17 protein-coding genes are annotated in these 17,641 nt (G+C 72.7%); 6 read left to right on the top strand and 11 right to left on the bottom strand.

All coding sequences use genetic code 11. From position 1 onward, the window contains the following. The first annotated feature begins 17 nt into the window (after window positions 1-17). On the top strand, window positions 18-620 hold the full coding sequence (locus ABT116_RS19790) for a flavin reductase family protein (RefSeq protein WP_502983901.1): 603 nt from the start codon (window positions 18-20) through the stop codon (window positions 618-620). A 39-nt stretch (window positions 621-659) separates the two neighbouring features. On the opposite strand, the gene ABT116_RS19785 is transcribed toward ABT116_RS19790, so the two are convergent. Beyond that, window positions 660-1,781: a methyltransferase gene (locus tag ABT116_RS19785; protein ID WP_351635282.1), complete on the bottom strand. Its 1,122-nt coding sequence runs from the start codon at window positions 1,779-1,781 to the stop codon at window positions 660-662. A 250-nt stretch (window positions 1,782-2,031) separates the two neighbouring features. Here ABT116_RS19785 and ABT116_RS19780 point away from each other — a divergent pair, with 250 nt between their 5' ends. After that, window positions 2,032-2,499, top strand: a complete 468-nt coding sequence (locus ABT116_RS19780; RefSeq protein WP_351635279.1) for a hypothetical protein — start codon at window positions 2,032-2,034, stop codon at window positions 2,497-2,499. A gap of 12 nt (window positions 2,500-2,511) precedes the next feature. Here the strand turns inward: ABT116_RS19780 and ABT116_RS19775 are convergent, their stop codons facing one another. Continuing rightward, the gene (locus ABT116_RS19775; RefSeq protein WP_351635276.1) at window positions 2,512-3,813 is read right to left on the bottom strand and encodes an MFS transporter; all 1,302 of its coding nucleotides are present in this window, start codon (window positions 3,811-3,813) and stop codon (window positions 2,512-2,514) included. Window positions 3,814-3,884: 71 nt separating this feature from the next. Here ABT116_RS19775 and ABT116_RS19770 point away from each other — a divergent pair, with 71 nt between their 5' ends. Next, window positions 3,885-4,898, top strand: coding sequence for a GlxA family transcriptional regulator (locus tag ABT116_RS19770; protein ID WP_351635273.1), 1,014 nt, complete (start codon window positions 3,885-3,887; stop codon window positions 4,896-4,898). Here ABT116_RS19770 and ABT116_RS19765 read toward each other — a convergent pair. The 3 genes from ABT116_RS19765 to ABT116_RS19755 form a co-directional block, all read right to left on the bottom strand. Further along, on the bottom strand, window positions 4,888-5,937 hold the full coding sequence (locus ABT116_RS19765) for a Zn-dependent alcohol dehydrogenase (RefSeq protein WP_351635270.1): 1,050 nt from the start codon (window positions 5,935-5,937) through the stop codon (window positions 4,888-4,890). The genes ABT116_RS19770 and ABT116_RS19765 overlap by 11 nt on opposite strands. Beyond that, a complete protein-coding gene (locus ABT116_RS19760; RefSeq protein WP_351635267.1) occupies window positions 5,937-7,085 on the bottom strand; it encodes an acyl-CoA dehydrogenase family protein in 1,149 nt (382 codons plus the stop codon). Before ABT116_RS19760 ends, ABT116_RS19765 begins: the two co-directional genes overlap by 1 nt. Before the next feature lie 153 nt (window positions 7,086-7,238). Next, window positions 7,239-8,153, bottom strand: a complete 915-nt coding sequence (locus ABT116_RS19755; RefSeq protein ID WP_351635264.1) for an SDR family oxidoreductase — start codon at window positions 8,151-8,153, stop codon at window positions 7,239-7,241. Between the two features lie 104 nt (window positions 8,154-8,257). Between ABT116_RS19755 and ABT116_RS19750 the strand changes: the two genes are divergently transcribed. Beyond that, window positions 8,258-9,184, top strand: a complete 927-nt coding sequence (locus tag ABT116_RS19750; RefSeq protein WP_351635261.1) for a cyclase family protein — start codon at window positions 8,258-8,260, stop codon at window positions 9,182-9,184. 487 nt (window positions 9,185-9,671) lie between these two features. On the opposite strand, the gene ABT116_RS19745 is transcribed toward ABT116_RS19750, so the two are convergent. The 4 genes from ABT116_RS19745 to ABT116_RS19730 all read right to left on the bottom strand — a co-directional run bounded on the left by ABT116_RS19745 (window position 9,672) and on the right by ABT116_RS19730 (window position 14,130). Continuing rightward, window positions 9,672-10,151 (bottom strand): ATP-binding protein, encoded by a 480-nt coding sequence (locus ABT116_RS19745; RefSeq protein WP_351635326.1) that lies wholly within the window; start codon window positions 10,149-10,151, stop codon window positions 9,672-9,674. Between the two features lie 443 nt (window positions 10,152-10,594). After that, window positions 10,595-11,416, bottom strand: coding sequence for an acyl-CoA dehydrogenase family protein (locus tag ABT116_RS19740; protein ID WP_351635323.1), 822 nt, complete (start codon window positions 11,414-11,416; stop codon window positions 10,595-10,597). Between the two features lie 384 nt (window positions 11,417-11,800). Further along, window positions 11,801-12,934, bottom strand: coding sequence for an acyl-CoA dehydrogenase (locus ABT116_RS19735; protein WP_351635259.1), 1,134 nt, complete (start codon window positions 12,932-12,934; stop codon window positions 11,801-11,803). Beyond that, the gene (locus ABT116_RS19730) at window positions 12,934-14,130 is read right to left on the bottom strand and encodes an amidohydrolase family protein (RefSeq protein WP_351635256.1); all 1,197 of its coding nucleotides are present in this window, start codon (window positions 14,128-14,130) and stop codon (window positions 12,934-12,936) included. Before ABT116_RS19730 ends, ABT116_RS19735 begins: the two co-directional genes overlap by 1 nt. An 89-nt stretch (window positions 14,131-14,219) precedes the next feature. Between ABT116_RS19730 and ABT116_RS19725 the strand changes: the two genes are divergently transcribed. Next, window positions 14,220-15,722 carry a class I adenylate-forming enzyme family protein gene (locus tag ABT116_RS19725; RefSeq protein WP_351635253.1) on the top strand — a complete coding sequence of 501 codons (1,503 nt, stop codon included), beginning with the start codon at window positions 14,220-14,222 and terminating at the stop codon, window positions 15,720-15,722. A gap of 135 nt (window positions 15,723-15,857) precedes the next feature. Here the strand turns inward: ABT116_RS19725 and ABT116_RS19720 are convergent, their stop codons facing one another. Further along, the gene (locus ABT116_RS19720; protein ID WP_351635250.1) at window positions 15,858-16,370 is read right to left on the bottom strand and encodes an EF-hand domain-containing protein; all 513 of its coding nucleotides are present in this window, start codon (window positions 16,368-16,370) and stop codon (window positions 15,858-15,860) included. A gap of 168 nt (window positions 16,371-16,538) precedes the next feature. Continuing rightward, window positions 16,539-16,919, bottom strand: a complete 381-nt coding sequence (locus ABT116_RS19715) for an STAS domain-containing protein (RefSeq protein ID WP_030849533.1) — start codon at window positions 16,917-16,919, stop codon at window positions 16,539-16,541. Window positions 16,920-17,283: 364 nt separating this feature from the next. Here ABT116_RS19715 and ABT116_RS19710 point away from each other — a divergent pair. Next, window positions 17,284-17,641, top strand: a 358-nt coding sequence (locus tag ABT116_RS19710) for a sigma factor (RefSeq protein ID WP_351635246.1), incomplete at its 3' end; no start/stop codon positions are given.

Genomic DNA, 17,641 nt, shown 5'->3' with positions numbered 1-17,641 from the left:
TGATGGGACAAGCAGGGATGGCGGAAGCCGCCGTCCGCTACCTCAGGTCGGTCCGCGCAGCCGCCCCGGAGCCCGTCGAGGCGCTGCCGCGGCCCGAACTGCGGTGTGTCGGCGACGACGAGCGGGCCCCGCTCGACCCACGGGAGTTCCGCAGGGTCCTGGGGAACTTCGCGTCGGGCGTGGCCGTCGTCACGGCACCCTCTGCCATCGCGGGCGAACCCCCGGCCGGCTTCGCATGCCAGTCCTTCACCTCCCTCTCCCTCGACCCGCCCCTCGTCGCCTTCATGGTCGGCCGTACGTCGACGACCTGGCCGCGGATCGCCCGCGCGGGGGTGTTCTGCGTGAACGTCCTGGGGTCCGAACAGGGCGAGTTGTGCCGCTCCTTCGCGGTGAGCGGCGCGGACAAGTTCGCGGGGGTGGCGTACGACGCGGCCCCGGCGTCCGGCTCGCCCCGCCTGATGGGCACGGTGGCGTGGATCGACTGCACGATCCACGCCGTCCACCCGGGCGGCGACCACCTCATCGTGGTCGGCCGGGTCAACGCCCTCGGCGCTTCCGACGGCCCGGACGGGCCGCTCCTGTTCCACCGAGGGCGCTTCGCGCGGCTGACGGCCCCGTAGGGTTCGGGCCGCCGCCGGCCGCGACAGCGACCCCACGGCTCAGGCCGCCGCCAGCCGCCACAGCGACGTGATCTCGCCGGCCCGGGCGGCGTGCAGGGGATCACCCGTGTCCCGTGCGCGGGGGTGGCGCGGGTGGGTGTCCAGCCGGCCGACGACGCGCAACCCCGCCGCCTCGACGGAGGCGGGCACCTCACCGCGGTCGCGCAGCCCGAGCCGTTCGGCGAGGTCGGACAGCACGAGCCAGCCCTCGCCCCCGGGGTCCAGCCGGCCCACGAGCCCGTTCAGGAAACCCCGGAGCATGGCGCCCCCCGAGTCGTAGACGCCGAGGTCGAGGTCGGAGGCGGGCCGGGCGGGGAGCCAGGGCGGGTTGCAGACGACGAGGTCGGCACGTCCGTCGGGGTACAGATCCGGCCCGGTGACGTGGACCGTCGTGTCGAATCCCAACCTCCGTACGTTCGCCCGTGCGCACGCGCGGGCCCGGGCGCTGAGGTCCGTGGCCACCACCCGCCCGGCCCCGCGCCGGGCCAGTACGGCGGCGAGCACCCCGGTGCCCGTACCCAGGTCGAACGCGGTACGCACGGCACCCCCGCACGGCAGCGGCGCCCGCGCGACGAGATCGACGTACTCGCTCCTGGTGGGCGCGAACACCCCGTAGTGCGGGTGGATCCGCGCGCCCAGCGCCGGTACGTGCACGCCCTTCTCCCGCCACTCCCGGGCGCTGATCACCCCCAGCAGTTCCGTGAGGGCGACGGCGACCGGCCCGCCGGGCGGCGGTCCGTAGGCCTCGTCGCACGCTCGGCGCACCTCCGGTGCGCGACGCAGCGCCAGGGTGTGGTCCTCCTCCAGCAGGACGAGCAACTTGCCCAGGCCGCGGGCGCGATGGGCGCGGAACCGGCGTTGGGCGTGGAACGTCTCGGCGGGAGACCCGGGCGTACCGGGCGCGCTGCGGCCGACGCGGCGGTCCATGGCGCGCAGCAACTGGCGGGCGTTGTGGAAGTCCCCGCGCCACAGCAGCGCGGTGCCCTCACCGGCCAGTCGGTGGGCGACGGCGGCCGGCATCCGGTCGTCGGCTACGACGACCCGGCGGGGCAGGGGCAGCCCGGACTCAGAGTGCCAGCGGGCGGAACGGGGTCGAGCCTCGACCCAGTGGATCGTGGACACGGCAGACTCCTCGGAAGGTCGAACGTGAGCGAACGCGCGAGATCACGACGACCACGTCACCGAGGACCATGCCGAGTGTCATCAACGGGCCTTTCGAGCAGAGGAGTTGCGGGGTCCAGGATAGACCCGGCACGGATCAGGCGCCGCTGTCACGCGGCGGCGCAAGCGCCCGCCACTGAGGGGCGTGGGGCGGATCGCGAGGTCCGTCACCGGTGATCCGGGCGCCGACGGATCGGAAAGGGACAGCCGTATGAACGCCGGGGACAGCGGCCAGGAGCCGCCGGAGCATGCCCGCTTCGCCGCCTACCTTGCCGAACTGGAGCAGGTCACCGACACGGACGAGACCGAGCTGGTCGCCGGAGTCCTCGCCGACCCGGACCCGGTGATGGCCGGGGCCGCCGTGGTGCGCCACCTCGACCGCCGGGCCGAGGACTTGCACCCCGAACCCGTGTGGGAGGAGTGGGCGGAGGCGATGGCCCGGGTGGTGGGCGACCGTCCTTTCCTGGTCCGGCGCCTGCGGGAGTGGACCCTGTTCCGGGCCGTCGTACGCGGGCTGCCCTGGGATCAGGACGACCTGCTCGCGTCGAGCGACTGGCTCCAGCTGAGAACCGCGGCCGGGTCGAGCACCGGCGCCCTCACCGTCCTCGCCGAGCGCGGGCGGACCAAGCGGATCCGCGACACGGCCCGGGCGAGCCTCACGCGGCTGAACCCCGCCTGACGACCGGCCGGTTCAGGCCACCGCCACCTCGCCCAGCGCCCTGCGCCGGATCACCAGCGCCATCAGCGCCGCCGCCGCGCACAGCGCCCCCGAGGCGTACCAGACCACGTCGTACGTGCCGAACGTGTCGCGGGCGACACCTCCCAGGAAGGCGACGAGGGCTGCCCCGACCTGGTGGGAGGCGAGGACCCAGCCGAAGACGATCGCGCTGTCCTCGCCGTACTGCTCGCGGCACAGGGCGAGGGTGGGCGGGACCGTGGCGACCCAGTCGAGGCCGTAGAAGACGATGAAGAAGATCATCGGAGGGTGGACCGCGGGGCCCAGCAGGAGCGGGAGGAACATCAGCGACACGCCCCGCAGGGCGTAGTACACCGCCAGCAGGCGGCGCGGCTCGAAGCGGTCGGTGAACCAGCCGGAAGCGATCGTGCCGACGACGTCGAAGACCCCGATGACCGCGAGCAGGGACGCGGCGGCCCGGACGGGCATGTGCGCGTCGTGGGCCGCGGGGATGAAATGGGTCTGGATCAGGCCGTTGGTGGAGGCGCCGCAGATCGCGAAGGTGCCGGCGAGCAGCCAGAACGGGCCGGTGCGCACGGCGGAGAGCAGCACGCTCACGGCCCGGCGGGCCGCACCGCGGACGGGAGGGGGCTTGGGCACGAACTCGGCGGCCCCGTACGGCTTCTGGCCGACATCGGCCGGATGGTCGTGCAGCAGGAGCCACACGAACGGCACGACCGCGAGCGCGGCGAGGGCGACCGTCACGGCCGCCGGACGCCAGTCGTAGCGGTCGATGATCCAGGACAGCAGCGGCAGGAAGATCAGCTGGCCGGAGGCAGAGGCCGCGGTGAGGATGCCGCTGACCAGGCCACGGCGTTCGGTGAACCAGCGATTGGTGACGGTCGCCGCGAAGGCCAGCGCCATGGAACCGGAGCCGAGACCGACCAGCAGGCCCCAGCACAGCATCAGCTGCCAGGCCGCGGTCATCCACACGGTGAGCCAGGAACCGGCCGCGATCACGGTGAGCGCGACCGCGACGACCCGGCGGATGCCGAAGCGGTCCATCAGGGCCGCCGCGAACGGGGCCGTCAGACCGTACAGCGCGAGGTTCACCGAGACGGCGGCGCCGATCGTGCCGCGCGACCAGTCGAACTCGTCGTGCAGAGGATCGATGAGCAGGCCCGGCACGGAACGGAAGGCGGCGGCGCCGATGATCGTCACGAAGGTCACGGCGGCGACGAACCAGGCGCGGTGCACCCGCGCACGAGTCGGCTTCGGCGGCTGCTGGGCGGCCGCTGCTTCGGTTGTCTGGGTCACGACATAGAGCTTCCGATCTGCGGCGCGCTCCATCGAGTGGCCCGAAGGACAGCATTCGTTAGGATCGGGCCATGAGCCGAAGCCCGGAGTTCCGCCCGCACAGGGTCGTCGTCCTCGCCCTCGACGGCCTGCTCCCCTTCGAGCTGGGCATCCCGCACCGCATCTTCGGCCGCCCCCGGGACGCCGAGGGACGCCTGCTGTACGACGTCGTCACCTGCTCGGTCCGCCCGCCGGGCCCGGTGCAGACCGACGCCGACTTCGCCATCCAGGTGGAGCACGGCCCCGAGACCCTGGCCACCGCGGACACGGTGATCGTCCCGGCGTCGTACGAACTCGGCCCGGTGTTCGAGCAGGGCGTGCTGACCGGCGAGCTGGCCGCCGCCCTCGACCGCATCCGCCCGGGCACCCGGCTCGCCTCGATCTGCACCGGCGTCTACGTCCTCGCCGCCGCCGGTCTCCTCGACGGCCGGCCCGCCACCACCCACTGGGCCGACGCCGACCGGTTCCAGCGGCTCTTCCCGCGGATCGAGGTCGACCCCGACGTCCTGTTCATCGACGACGGCGACGTGCTGACCTCCGCCGGCGTCGCGGCCGGCATCGACCTGTGCCTGCACATGGTGCGCCGCGACCACGGCACGGCGGTCGCCAACGACGTGGCCCGCCGCACGGTCGTACCGCCGCACCGCGACGGCGGTCAGGCGCAGTACATCCACCGGCCCGTGCCCGACCCGCAGCAGGCGACCACGACCTCGGCCCGCGCCTGGGCCCTGGGCCGTCTCCACGAGCCGATCCAGCTGCGCGACATGGCGGCGCAGGAGTCCATGTCGGTGCGCACCTTCACCCGCCGCTTCCGTGAGGAGACCGGCGTCAGCCCCGGCCAGTGGCTCACCCAGCAGCGCGTGGAGCGGGCCCGCCACCTCCTGGAGTCCACCGACCGCTCCGTCGACCGGGTGGCCCGGGACGCGGGCTTCGGCACGGCCCAGTCGATGCGGCAGCACCTCCAGTCGGCCCTGGGTGTCACGCCCACCGCCTACCGGCGGACGTTCCGGGCGGAGAACGAGGGGGCCGCCGCCCTCAGAAGGTGAGCACCGCCCGCGCCACCCGCCCGGCCTCCGCGTCCGCCGCCGCCTTCTCGAAATCCTCGACCGGATAGGTCCGGGTGACCAGTTCGTCGAGCAGGAGGCGTCCTCGGCGGTACATCTCGGCGTACAGCGCGATGTCCCGCTGCGGGCGGGAGGAGCCGTAGCGGCAGCCCAGGATGGACTTGTCGAGGTACATCGAGGAGACGCGGAAGGACGCCTCGGCCGTGGCGGGCGGGACCCCGAGCAGGATCGCCTGGCCGTGCCGGTCCAGCGCGTCGATCGCCTGCCGGATCAGCTCCACCCGGCCGACGCACTCGAAGGCGTGGTCCGCGCCCGTGGGCAGGAGGTCGCGCACACCCTCGGCCGAGGTGAGGAAGTCGGTCGCGCCGAACCGGCGTGCCGCCTCCTCCTTCGCCGGGTTGGCGTCGACGGCGACGATCCGCCCGGCACCCGCGAGCCGCGCCCCTTGGAGGACGTTCAGGCCGATGCCGCCCGTCCCGATGACGAGGACGCTGTCGCCGCGGTCCACCCGCGCCCGGTTGAGTACGGCGCCCACCCCGGTCAGCACCCCGCACCCGATGAGCGCGGCCGACGCCGGCGGGATGTCGCCGGGGATGCGGACCGCCTGTACGGCCTTGACGACCGTGCGCTCGGCGAACGCCGAGTTGGACGCGAACTGGTGCACCGGTGAGCCGTGGTGGCGGAACGGCCGGCCCGGGCGTCCGATGGCCCGCCGGCACATGGTCGGCCGCCCCCGGTCGCACTCGGCGCACGTACCGCAGTTCGCCAGGGTGGACAGCGCCACATGGTCCCCGGGCGCGACATGGCTGACGCCCGCACCCACCGCCTCCACGACCCCGGCCCCCTCATGGCCCAGCACCACGGGAACGGGAAAGGGGATGGTCCCGTCCACCACCGACAGATCGCTGTGACACAGCCCGGCCGCCGAGATCGCGACCCGCACCTCGCCCGGCCCGGGCTCGCGCACCTCCAGGTCCGTCACGACCCGGACCTGCTTCCCGTCGAAGATCACGCCTCGCATCACACGGCCCCCTTGGGCTCCCTGGGCAGGCCGAGCACCCGCTCGGCGATGATCGTGCGCTGGATCTGGTCCGAGCCGCCGTAGATCGTGTCGGCCCGCGAGAAGAGGAACAGGTGCTGGGCGGCGTCCAGTACGTACGGTGCCGAGGCCGACCAGTCGGCGGGTCCCACGGCCGCCGCGGCGCCCCGCACCAGCACCGCCAGCTCCCCGAGCCGCTGGTGCCAGCCGGCCCACAGCAGCTTGGCCACGCTCGGGGCGCCGGCGTCACCGGAACCCCCCAGCGTGCGAAGGGCGTTCCAGCGCATCGTGCGCAGTTCGGCCCACTGCCGCACGAGCCGTTCCCGTACGACGGGATCGTGCACCGCGCCCGACGCCACGGCCGCCCGCACCACCGCGCCCAGTTCCTCGGCGAAGCCGATCTGCTGGGCCAGGGTGGACACACCCCGTTCGAAGCCGAGCAGGCTCATGGCGACGCGCCAGCCGTTGCCCGCGCCGCCGACGACGTGCTCCGCGCGGGCGCCGTCGAAGAAGACCTCGTTGAAGTCGCCGGTGCCGGTCATCTGCCGGATGGGACGGACCTCGATCCGGCCGGGCTGGTCCATGGGGACGAGCAGGAAGGACAGGCCGCGGTGCCGCACCGAGCCGGGTTCGGTCCTGGCCAGCACGAAACACCAGTCCGCCTCGTGCGCGAGCGACGTCCAGATCTTCTGTCCCGTGACGCGGTACGTACGGCCGTCCGGCTCGGGCACGGCCGCGGTACGGATGCCGGCCAGGTCCGATCCGGCGCCGGGTTCGCTGTACCCCTGGCACCAGAGTTCCGCACCGGCGGCGATCGGCGGCAGGAAGCGCGACTTCTGCTCGTCACTGCCGTGGGCGAGGAGCGTGGGCGCGAGCAGGTTCTCCCCGATGTGCCCGGAGCGCGGCGGCGCGCCGGAGCGCGCGTACTCCTCGGCCCAGACGACCTGCTGGGTGAGGGTCGCCCTGCGATTCCCGTACCCGTCCCCGCCCCACCCGAGCCCGATCCATCCGGCTGCGCCGAGAGTGCGTTCCCAAACGCGTTGCTCCGTCTCCCCTTTGACGTTCTCGGCAAGCCAGGCCCGGGCTTCGTCACGGAAGTCCTGGTCCTCTCGAGCGAATCCGAAGTCCACGATCGCCGCCTTGGATCGAAGTGACTGGATGATGGAGCTGAGGCGGGGAGGGTGCGCAACCCGGCGCCGCGGGGTGCCGCCCGCGAGGGGCGCGGGGAACTGCGCGAACAACCACGGACCGCCCGCACCCGCCACACGACCCCCACCCCCGAGCTACCGGGCGTTCGGCCGCTCCCCCCGACTCGCCGCCCTCTCCATCTCCCCCACCCGCTCCAGCATCGGCATCGGATCCACCCCCACCGACCCGGGCAGAAACTCCGCGATCCGTTCCACACTCCACCCGCCGGAGGCATACGCGGCCCGCAACTCCCTCGGCTGCGCCCACACCGCGATCTTCGCCCCGGCCACCGTGTACACCTGCCCGGTGATCCCCTCCCGGGAGGCGGCGTCGGACAGCAGATACACCACCAGCGCGGCGACGTCCTCCGGCTCGCCGATCTCGGCCAGTTCCATCGGCACCCCCGCCGACATCCGCGTCCGCGCCACCGGCGCCACCGCGTTCGCGGTCACCCCGTACTTGTGCAGCCCCAGCGCGGCGCTGCGCACCAGCGAGATGATCCCGCCCTTCGCGGCGCTGTAGTTGGCCTGGGAGACGGACCCCTGGTGGTTGCCGCTGGTGAAGCCGATCAGCGTCCCGGTCCGCTGCTTCCGCATGACCGCGGACGCCGCCCGGAACACCGTGAACGTGCCTTTCAGATGCGTCGCGACGACCGGGTCCCATTCCTCCTCGGTCATGTTGAACAGCATCCGCTCGCGCAGGATCCCGGCCACGCAGACCACACCGTCCAGCCGCCCGAACGACGCCAGCGCCACGTCGACGACCCGCTGCCCGCCGGCCATCGTGGAGATGTCGTCGGCGACGGCCACCGCCTCCCCGCCCGCCGCCTCGATCTCCTTCACCACGGCCTGGGCGACCTCACTCGTCGGCGAACCCCCGTCGACCGCGACGCCGTAGTCGTTGACCACGACCTTCGCCCCCTCGGCCGCCGCCGCGAGCGCGACCGCCCGGCCGATGCCGCGCCCGGCACCCGTGACGGCGACGACCTTGCCTGCCAAGAAGTTCCCCACGCCCGGCCCCTTCCCGTCCCACGGTTTCTGACGGACCGTTAGATTGTCGGTTCCCGAATTCTACGACCCGTCAGATACGGGAAGACAAGCCCCGGGGAGGACTCATGTCGCTGCCGGACGCGTTCCACGACATCGCCAAACGTGTGAACAACTGGGGGCGTTGGGGAGCCGGCGACGAGATCGGCACACTGAACCTGATCACCGACGAGGTCGTCAGGCAGGCCGCGGCGACCGTCCGCACCGGCCGGCGTGTCCCCCTCGCCCTGCCCCTCCAGCAGGACGGCGTGCAGACCGGCGTGATCCCCGGCCGCGTCAACCCCCTGCACGCCATGGTGCAGATCAACCAGGAGATCTTCGGCCCGGGCACGGTCGCCTGCAGCGACGACGTCGTGACCATGGGCCTCCAGGCGGCCACCCACTGGGACGCGCTGCCGCACGTCTCGCACTCCGGCCGGCTCTACAACGGCCGCCCGGCCGACACCGTCACCCCGCACGGCGGCGCCGGGTTCAGCGGCATCGGCACGGTCCGACACGTGGTCTCACGCGGAGTGCTGCTGGACGTCGCCCGGGCCCGGGGCACCGACCGGCTCGACGGCGGGTACGCCGTAACACCCGAGGACCTGGACGCCGCCGAGGAGCTGGCCGGCACGCGGGTCGGGGCCGGCGACATCGTGCTCGTACGGACCGGGCAGATGCGGACCTGCCTGGCCGGGGACCGGCACGGCTACGCGTATCCGTCGCCGGGGCTGTCGATCCGTACGCCGGAGTGGTTCCACGCGCGCGATGTCGCGGCCGTCGCCAACGACACCCTGACCTTCGAGGTGTTCCCGCCGGAGGTGGCGGACCTCTGGCTGCCGGTGCACGCGCTCCACCTCGTGGAGATGGGCATGCCACAGGGCCAGAACTGGAATCTCGAAACGTTGTCCACAGCCTGTGGAGAAGCGGGCCGGTACGCGTTCCTGCTGACAGCCACCCCCGAGCCGTTCACCGGGGCGACCGGCTCACCGGTGGCACCCGTCGCCGTCCTGTAGACCGGCCTGTGACCAGCCTGGAGGCCGGCCTGCAGACCGGTGGGCCACAGGACCCGTCGCCGCACCGGGCCGCCACCCGCCACAGCTGGATGGCGGCGCCGCGCTGCTCGCCCCGAGCACGGCAGCGCGCGCCGCCACCCGACTCCGGCGCTCCCGCCCCGACTTCCTGGCCCCGAAGGAAGCCGACGCCGAATCACGACTCACACTCGCCGAGGGCTGCCGTCCACCGAAGCCCTCGTCGTCCCCTCTCGGCGAATCGCTGCCCCCAAGCGTGAGCAAGCGGTCACGACCCGTCAACACCCGTTCGGCGAAATGTCGTACTTGAGGCTTTCGCCGTGGGCGCGCACGGAAGCACGTCCCGGCGCATCGCCGCATGGCCCGACCGAACCCGCCGACCCGATGCATCCGTGCCCCGGCCCCGCCGCACGAACCCGCGGCATGTGCCGCGTACACCGCATCCGGCAGGCGCGGGCGACGAGCGGCGGCGCTACACGGCTTCGTACGCCAGCCCCTCGAAGGCCGCCCCGCCGCCGCACTCCACCGCGCCGCCCCCGCACGAGGCCGTGAGGTCGCCGGACTTCGCGCACCGGTCCAGTTCGCACCAGATGCGCTTGCCGGTGGCCTCGACGCTCCAGCCCCAGCGGTCGGCGAGGCCGTCCACGAGCGCCAGGCCCCGGCCGCCGGTCGCGTCGTCGCCGGCGCACCGGGGCACGGGGGCCCGGCCGCTGCGGTCCGCGACCTCGAGCCGGACCGTGGCCTCCTCCGTCACCACGTTCGGCAGGGACAGCCGCAGGACGGCGGGACGGCCGGTGTGCACCACGGCGTTGGTGACGAGTTCGGAGACGAGCAGGATCAGCGTCTCGGCGAGGGGTTCGTCGGCCTGTATGCCGGACCCGGCCAGGCGGGAGCGGGCCCACCGCCGGGCTCGCCCCACTTCTGCGGGGTCGGGCCGGATCTCCAGCTGCACTTGAAGCACCTGCACCGCTCACACCATCCGAACCGGCGGACACTTAGGCTCGCGCCTCACGAGGGCCACGATCGTAGCCATTTTCTGCATGGCCAGAACAACGGCCGGGACAAGGATCACTGAACGTGAATCCCTTGTGGGACAGCATGGTTGACGTACAGTCACGTCAACAAGCGCTTCGGGCATATTCCAGCGCGAAGGAGTACCCGTGCGGCATACTGTGCGACGCTCGCCGCGGGCAGTCGAACAGGCGGCGCCACGGGGTCGCACTGCGCTCGGAGCCACTCGCATCTGACACAAGGTACCGGAGCGGGCAATCGACTCCAGGCCGTAACGAGTCACACTGAGGACACAAGCCGATATCAACGCTCCGTAATTCCGGTATGCCACGATCCGCGACATCTCCGCGAGCGTGCGGGGCGACACCGCAGCCAGACGGTCCGTCAGGCCGTCCCGGACGCCAGAGCAGCCGCGAGCATCTCCTCACTCTCCGTGACGCCGCCCGCACGCTGAGCTCGAACCCATGCGCGTTTCAGATGCAGATGGACCTCGGACTCCCAGGTGAAGCCCATGCCGCCGTGCACCTGGAGACAGTCGCGGGCGCCGCGCACGGCGGCCTCGTCGGCGAGGAGCCGGGCCGCGGCGATGTCGGCCGGGTCGGCGGTGACGGCGGCCGCGTACACCGTGGCGCGGGCCGTCTCCGCCCGGACCAGGATCCCCGCGCACAGGTGTGCCACCGCCTGGAAGGCGCCGACGGGCCGGCCGAACTGTTCGCGCGCCCGGGCGTGTTGCGCCGCGAGTTCGCCGACGCGGACGGCCGTGCCGAGTTGCTCGGCGGCACTGAGCAGAACCGCGAGGGGGTCGGGGGCGGGCCGTCCGGCGGGCACCCGGTGCAGGGGCGTGAGCGGGTCGAGCGAGCGCAGGGGCACGGCCCCGGTGGCGTCCCCGCGGACGACGTCCGCCTCCGCCAGCCACTCCACGAGCCCGCAGTCCACGGCCGCGACCACCGTCTCCCCGGTGGCGGCGCCCGGTACGGCCCCGGCCGCGAGGTGGGTGGCGACGAGCGGCCCGGGCAGCAGCACCCGCCCGGCCTCCTCGAACACCAACACGGCCTCCGGCAGCCCGAGTCCGACCCCGCCCTCCGCCTCCGGCAGCCGCAACGCGAAGAACCCGAGGTCACCGAGGGCCCGCCACACATCTCGATCGAGCCGCCCCGCCCCGCCAGGCCCCGCCCCGTCACTCCCCGCACCACCACCGTCCACCACTGACCGCCCCGCGGCAGCACCGCCGCCCTCGGAGCCACTCCTCGCACCACCGTCCGCCGCCGAACACCACACGACAGCACCGCCGCCGCCCTCGTAACGCCCAGCCCCTTCAGTCCCCGCACCGCCACCATCAGCCGCCGAACACCCCACGACAGCCCCGCCGCCGCCCTCGGAACCACTCCCCGTTTCGCCACCATCGACCCCTGACCGCCCCGCGCCCGCCCCTCCGCCGCCACCCTCCGAACGCCCCGCCCCCTTCCGTCCACCGCCGGCGCCCTCCACCGCCGCCCGCAGCGTCTCCGCGTCGAAGCACCGGGCCAGCGCCTCGCGCACGCCCTCGCGCAGGGCCCGCTGGTCGTCGGTCAGGCGGAACCGCACGGCGCCTCACCGTCCCTTCGGCAGGCCGAGGATGCGCTCGGCGATGATGTTGTGCTGGATCTGCGAGGTGCCGGCCGCGATCGTGTACGCCAGGGAGGACAGCCGGTCGAGGGTCCACGGCCGGTCCAGGTCGAGGGAGTCGGGGCCCAGCACCTCGGCGGCGGCGTCGTAGAGCTCCTGGCGGGCGTGCGAGTAGCGAAGCTTGAAGACCGAGCCGCCGGTGCCCGGCACCCCGCCCGACGCCTCCGCCGCGCTGACGTTCCACAGCGTGAGCCGCCACAGCGCCCGGAACTCGGCGTGCAGCCTGCCCAGCCGGCGCCTGAGGGCCGGGTCGTCCCAGCGGCCGTTCCTGCGGGCCTCGACGGCCAGTTCGCCCAGCACACGCCGACAGGCCACGACCTCGCCGGCGAACGCGGTACCGCGTTCGAAGGACAGCGTCACCATGGTCACGCGCCAGCCGTCGTTCTCGTCCCCGACCCGGTTGGCCACCGGCACCCGCACCTCGTCAAGGAACACCTCGGCGAACTCGGCCGACCCGGCCAGCGTGCGCAGTGGCCGTACGGTGATGCCCGGCGCGTCCATGGGCAGGGCGAGCCAGGTGATGCCGCGGTGCTTGGGGGCGTCGGGGTCGGTGCGGGCCAACAGCTCGCACCAGTCGGCGACTTCCGCGTGGGAGGTCCAGATCTTGGAGCCGGTCACCACGTAGGAGTCGCCGTCGCGCCACGCGCGCGTGCGCAGGGCCGCGAGGTCGGAGCCGGCCTCCGGTTCGCTGAAGCCCTGGCACCAGACCTCCTCGCCGCGCAGGATCGGCGGCAGCCAGCGCGCCCGCTGGTCCGGGGTGCCCTCCGCGGCGATCGTCGGGCCGGCGTGCAGCAGACCCACGAAGTTGGCGCCCACGTAGGGCGCCCCCGCCTTCTCGGTCTCCTCCAGGAAGATCAGGCGGACGCTCGGTGTGGCGTCCCAGTGGACGTCGGCGTATCCGGCGTCGTGGAGCCGGCGCTGCCAGCCGAGGTCGTAGGCCCGCCGCCCCGGCCAGTCGGCGGGGGACGGCTGGGGCGGGAGACCGGGGAGCACCGCCGCGAGCCACTCCCGCAGCCTGGCCCGGAAGTCCGCCTCTTCTGGCGTGTCCGACAGGTCCATCAGCGGTCGAGGTCCAGGTCGAGCATCCGGATGGCGTTGCCCCGCATCAGCTTGTACACCGTCTCGTCGTCGAGGCCCTTCACGTGGTCGAGGGCGACCTCCTTGGTGTGCGGGAAGGTCGAGTCGACGTGCGGGTAGTCGGTCTCGAAGGTGGCGTTGTCGCGGCCCACCACGTCCAGGGACGCCACGCCGTGCTTGTCGCGGAAGAAGCAGCAGAACATCTGCCGGTAGTAGTACGTGGACGGCGGCTCGGGGACCGTGTCGCGCACGCCGCCCCAGGCCCGGTGCTCCTCCCAGACGTCGTCGGCGCGCTCCAGGGCGTACGGGACCCAGCCCATCTGGCCCTCGGAGTAGGCGAGTTTCAGGCGCGGGAAGCGCACCAGGACCCCGCTGAAGAGGAAGTCCATCATCGAGGCCATGGCGTTGTTGAAGCTGAGGGAGGCCTGGACGGCGGGCGGGGCGTCCGGGGAGGCGGCCGGCATCTGCGAGGACGAGCCGATGTGCATGTTGACGACCGTCCCGGTCTCCTGGCAGACCGCGAAGAACGGGTCCCAGTAACCGGAGTGGATGGACGGCAGCCCGAGGTGGGTCGGGATCTCGGAGAAGGTCACCGCCCTCACCCCGCGCGCGGCGTTGCGGCGGATCTCCTCGACCGCCAGGCCGACGTCCCACAGCGGGATCAGGCAGAGCGGGATGAGCCGCCCGCCGCTGTCGCCGCACCACTCCTCGACCATCCAGTCGTTGTAGGCGCGGACGCAGGCGAGGGCGACCTCCTTGTCGTGCGCCTCGGCGAAGGTCTGGCCGCAGAACCGCGGGAAGCTGGGGAAGCAGAGGCTCGCCTCGACATGGTTGAGGTCCATGTCCTTCAGGCGCTCCTTGGGATCCCAGCAGCCGGGCCGCATCTCCTCGCGGGTGATGCCCTCCAGGGTCATCTCGTCCCGGTCGAAGCCGACGGCGGCGATGTTGCGCTTGTACGGGAACTTCAGGTCCTCGTAGATCCACCAGTCGGTGGGCTGGCCGTCCGGGTCCATGGTGATCCGGTACTTGCCGCCGATGTAGGCGAGTTCACCGATGCCGGCGGTCAGCGCCCTGGGGCCGCGCTCGCGGTACTTGGCCGGCAGCCACGTGTCGAAGAGGTGGGCGGGCTCGATCACGTGGTCGTCGACGCTGATGATGCGGGGCAGTTCGGTGGCCATGGGTCCCCTCCGCCGGACGGTACTTATCTGATGCTGCGTCAGATAGCATCGCATCTGACGACCCGTCAGCCAAGGAGCAGGGGGAGTCCGTGAACGAGACCCCGCACGCCCTGAGTTCGTCGGCCACGCTGTGGGAGCTGGCCACCCGCCGCGCCGCCCTCACCCCCGGCCGTCCGCTGTTCCACCAGGACGGCCGCACGCTCACCTTCGAGGAACTGCGCGCCCGCGCCGAGCGGGTCGCGGCCGGGCTGTACGGCATGGGCGTACGCCCCGGCACGGTGGTCGCCTGGCAGCTGCCCACCCGTATCGAGACGGCCGTACTGTCCTTCGCCCTGGCCCGGCTCGGCGCCGTGCAGACGCCGGTGATCCCCTTCTACCGGGACCGCGAGGTCGGTTTCGCGCTGCGCGAGTCCAGGGCGGAGTTCTTCGCGGTGCCGGGCACCTGGCGCGGCTTCGACCACGCGGAGATGGCCCGGCGGCTGGGCGCGAAGGGTGTCTTCGAGGCGTACGACGACCTGCCCGACGGCGATCCGTCCCTGCTGCCTCCCCCGCCCTCCGACGGCACCGCCGTCCGCTGGATCTACTGGACGTCCGGCACGACCTCCGACCCCAAGGGCGTGCTGCACACGGACCGTTCGCTGCTCGCGGGCGGCTCCTGCCTGGCGCACGCGCTGCGCCCCTCGGCGGACGACGTCGGCTCGATCGCCTTCCCGTACGCCCACATCGGCGGACCCGACTACACGGTGATGCTGCTGCTGTATGGCTTCCCGGCGGTGCTGTTCGAGCAGTTCGCGCTGCCGGACGCGCTGGCGGCGTACCGTGCGCACGGGGTGACGATGGCGGGCGGGTCGACGGCGTTCTACTCGATGTTCCTCGCGGAGCAGCGCAAGCGGCCGGGAGAGCCGGTGGTGCCGTCGCTGCGGCTGCTGGCGGGCGGCGGGGCGCCCAAGCCGCCGGAGCTGTACCACGCGGTCGTGCGCGAGATGGGCGTGCAGCTCACCCACGGGTACGGCATGACCGAGGTGCCGATGATCACCATGGGGACGCCGGACGACGGTCCCGAACTGCTGGCGACGACCGAGGGACGGCCGCCGGAGGGGATGGAGATCCGGATCGTGGACGGGGAGGTTCGGCTGCGCGGGGAGGCCGTGTGCCGCGGGTACCTGGATCCGGGGCAGACGGCGGAGGCCTTCGACGACGAGGGGTTCCTGCGCACCGGCGATCTCGGGCGGCTCACGGACACCGGGCACCTGGTGCTCACCGGCCGGCTGAAGGACGTGATCATCCGCAAGGGCGAGAACATCTCGGCCCAGGAGATCGAGGACCTGCTGCACCGGCACCCGGCGGTCGGGGACGTGGCCGTGATCGGGCTGCCCGACGCGGCGCGCGGCGAGCTGGTGTGCGCGGTGGTGGAACAGCTGCCGGGGGCCGGGGCCTTGACGCTCGCGGGCGTGACCGCCTTCCTGCGCGCCGAGGGCCTGTCGGTGCACAAGCTGCCGGAGCGGCTGGAGGTGGTGGACGCCCTTCCGCGGGGCGAGACCCTGCGGAAGGTACTGAAGTACAAGCTCCGCGAGCGCTACTCGGACACGTGACCCACTGCGAGCAGCCCCCCCAGGGGCGCGGGGAACTGCGCGAGCAACCACCGACAGCCCGCAGCCGCCCGCCCCAGAACAACCCCTACGGCGAAGGGGCGCCGGAATCCCACGGCGCGGACGCGACGCGTGGCCCTACTCGGGCACGGTGAAGTAGCGGGCGAAGGCCGGGACGACCTCGGCCTCGCCGACCTTGCCGTCACCGTCCGCGTCGAGCGTGGCGACGGCCGGCCCGGCGACGTCCTCGGGGACGCCGAGGCACTTCAGGACACGGCCGGCCTCCTCGATCGTCGCCGCGCCGTCACCGTCGGTGTCGGCGACGTCCAGGGCCGCGTGCAGGAAGGGGCGGGCGATCTCGGCGAACCGGTCGGGGTTGTCGCGCAGGCGCTTGACCGCGCCGTTGACGAACTCCTGGCGCGTGATGCGCTGGTCGCCGTCGCGGTCCGCCATCCCGGCCATGCCCTGCCAGAAGGCCTCGGCGCCGCCGTACAGTGCCTGCCCCTTGTCGGACCGGGCCGCCACGGCGAACTCCGTGAGCAGCGCCTTGACGGCGCCGTAGAAGTCCTCGCGGTCGATGTAGCCGTTGCCGTCCTGGTCGAAGGTGGCGAACCGGGCGGCGATCCTGCGCTCGTACTCGCTGCTGACCATGTCTCTCTCGGGCCGCCTTACGTCGGATGGGGTACGTCTGGGTCGGAGCGTACGACGGGGGGAGCCGTTCGGGCGCACGAAAACGTCACTTGTGCCAAGACCGCGGGAATTCCGGGACAACGGCGTGTCGGAACGGCGACATTCGCCGTACCGTGCGTCATCGGGCCGTCACGCGGACAGGGGTTCACCCTCGTCGCCGAGGGCGGCGTCCACATCGCCGTACACGTCGAACAGTCTGCGTACGCCCAGCGCACCGAGGACCCGGTTGACGTGCGATCCGTCGGCCGCACCCCGGGCGGGCAGCACGAGGCGCAGCCGGCCCTGGCAGGAACGGATCAGCCGGCGGGCCGCGATGAGCACGCCGACGCCGCTGGAGTCGCAGAAGAACACCTCGGACAGATCCAGGACGAGACAGTGATGCCCCTCGGCCACCACGTCGTGCACGCGCTGGCGCAGCACCGGCGACGTCACCAGATCCAGCTCGCCCGACACCTGGAGCACGGCCCATTCGCCCTGCTCGCCGCCGGTCACTTTGAAGGTCACCACCACGCCCCTCGATCGCCAAACCGGAAGCAGACCCTACGCTTCCTTGGAGCGCGGCTGCCCAGCGGCGGTTCCCTGAAACGCGACCCGGAAAACGGATCCCCCGTAGAAGAGGCTTGATTTAGCCGACTTCGATCCTGTTCGATCCTCTTTCAGTCAGGTCTGATCGGATGGCGGCGGGGTAGGTGCGAGCCCAAAGGCATCCGGTGCGAGCGCCGGTGGTCCTCTACCACCTGCAGCCGCTCAGGGGGCGCACATTGCCACAAAGGGGCGTGCGCCACCGGACGTGCCGACTACATTCGAGGAGACGTCGGGGACAGGCTGGACAGAGCACGGGCGCGGGACACGAGCAGGGGGGTGAGGGGGCCGCATGGCGAAAAAGGACGTACCGCCCCGCTGGGACCGCAAGATGCAGCAGCGGCTGGCCCGCGGCGAAGCGGCCGCCCTCGGCGAGCTCTACGACCGGTTCGCCTCCCTCGTGCACGGCCTCGCCCACCGCGTGCTCGGCGACGAGCTGGCCGCCGACGGCGTCACCCGCGAGGTCTTCATCCACGTCTGGGAGCACCCCGACTCCTACGACCCCAGGCAGGGCCCGCTGCGCACCTGGGTCGCCACCCTGACCCACCGGCTCGCGGTGCAGCGGCTGCGCGCCACCGAGACCGCCGCCCTCGCCCGGGACGGCGTCGGCACCACGGAGGAACTGGAGCACCGGGTGCGCCGCGCCTCGG

The sequence above is a fragment of the Streptomyces sp. NPDC002130 genome, assembly GCF_040296465.1.
Lineage (GTDB): Bacteria > Actinomycetota > Actinomycetes > Streptomycetales > Streptomycetaceae > Streptomyces.
The sequence above is the reverse complement of the archived record's forward strand: the minus strand, read 5'-3'. Positions and strand labels throughout refer to the sequence as shown.

Bases quoted from the DNA above. Each gene is read 5' to 3' on its own strand.
- ABT116_RS19750 (WP_351635261.1), top strand. From the start codon at position 8,258: ATGTCGCTGCCGGACGCGTTCCACGACATCGCCAAACGTGTGAACAAC.
- ABT116_RS19730 (WP_351635256.1), bottom strand. From the start codon at position 14,130: ATGGCCACCGAACTGCCCCGCATCATCAGCGTCGACGACCACGTGATC.
- ABT116_RS19735 (WP_351635259.1), bottom strand. From the start codon at position 12,934: ATGGACCTGTCGGACACGCCAGAAGAGGCGGACTTCCGGGCCAGGCTG.
- ABT116_RS19770 (WP_351635273.1), top strand. From the start codon at position 3,885: ATGAGCCGAAGCCCGGAGTTCCGCCCGCACAGGGTCGTCGTCCTCGCC.
- ABT116_RS19720 (WP_351635250.1), bottom strand. From the start codon at position 16,370: ATGGTCAGCAGCGAGTACGAGCGCAGGATCGCCGCCCGGTTCGCCACC.
- ABT116_RS19765 (WP_351635270.1), bottom strand. From the start codon at position 5,937: ATGCGAGGCGTGATCTTCGACGGGAAGCAGGTCCGGGTCGTGACGGAC.
- ABT116_RS19790 (WP_502983901.1), top strand. From the start codon at position 18: ATGGCGGAAGCCGCCGTCCGCTACCTCAGGTCGGTCCGCGCAGCCGCC.
- ABT116_RS19780 (WP_351635279.1), top strand. From the start codon at position 2,032: ATGAACGCCGGGGACAGCGGCCAGGAGCCGCCGGAGCATGCCCGCTTC.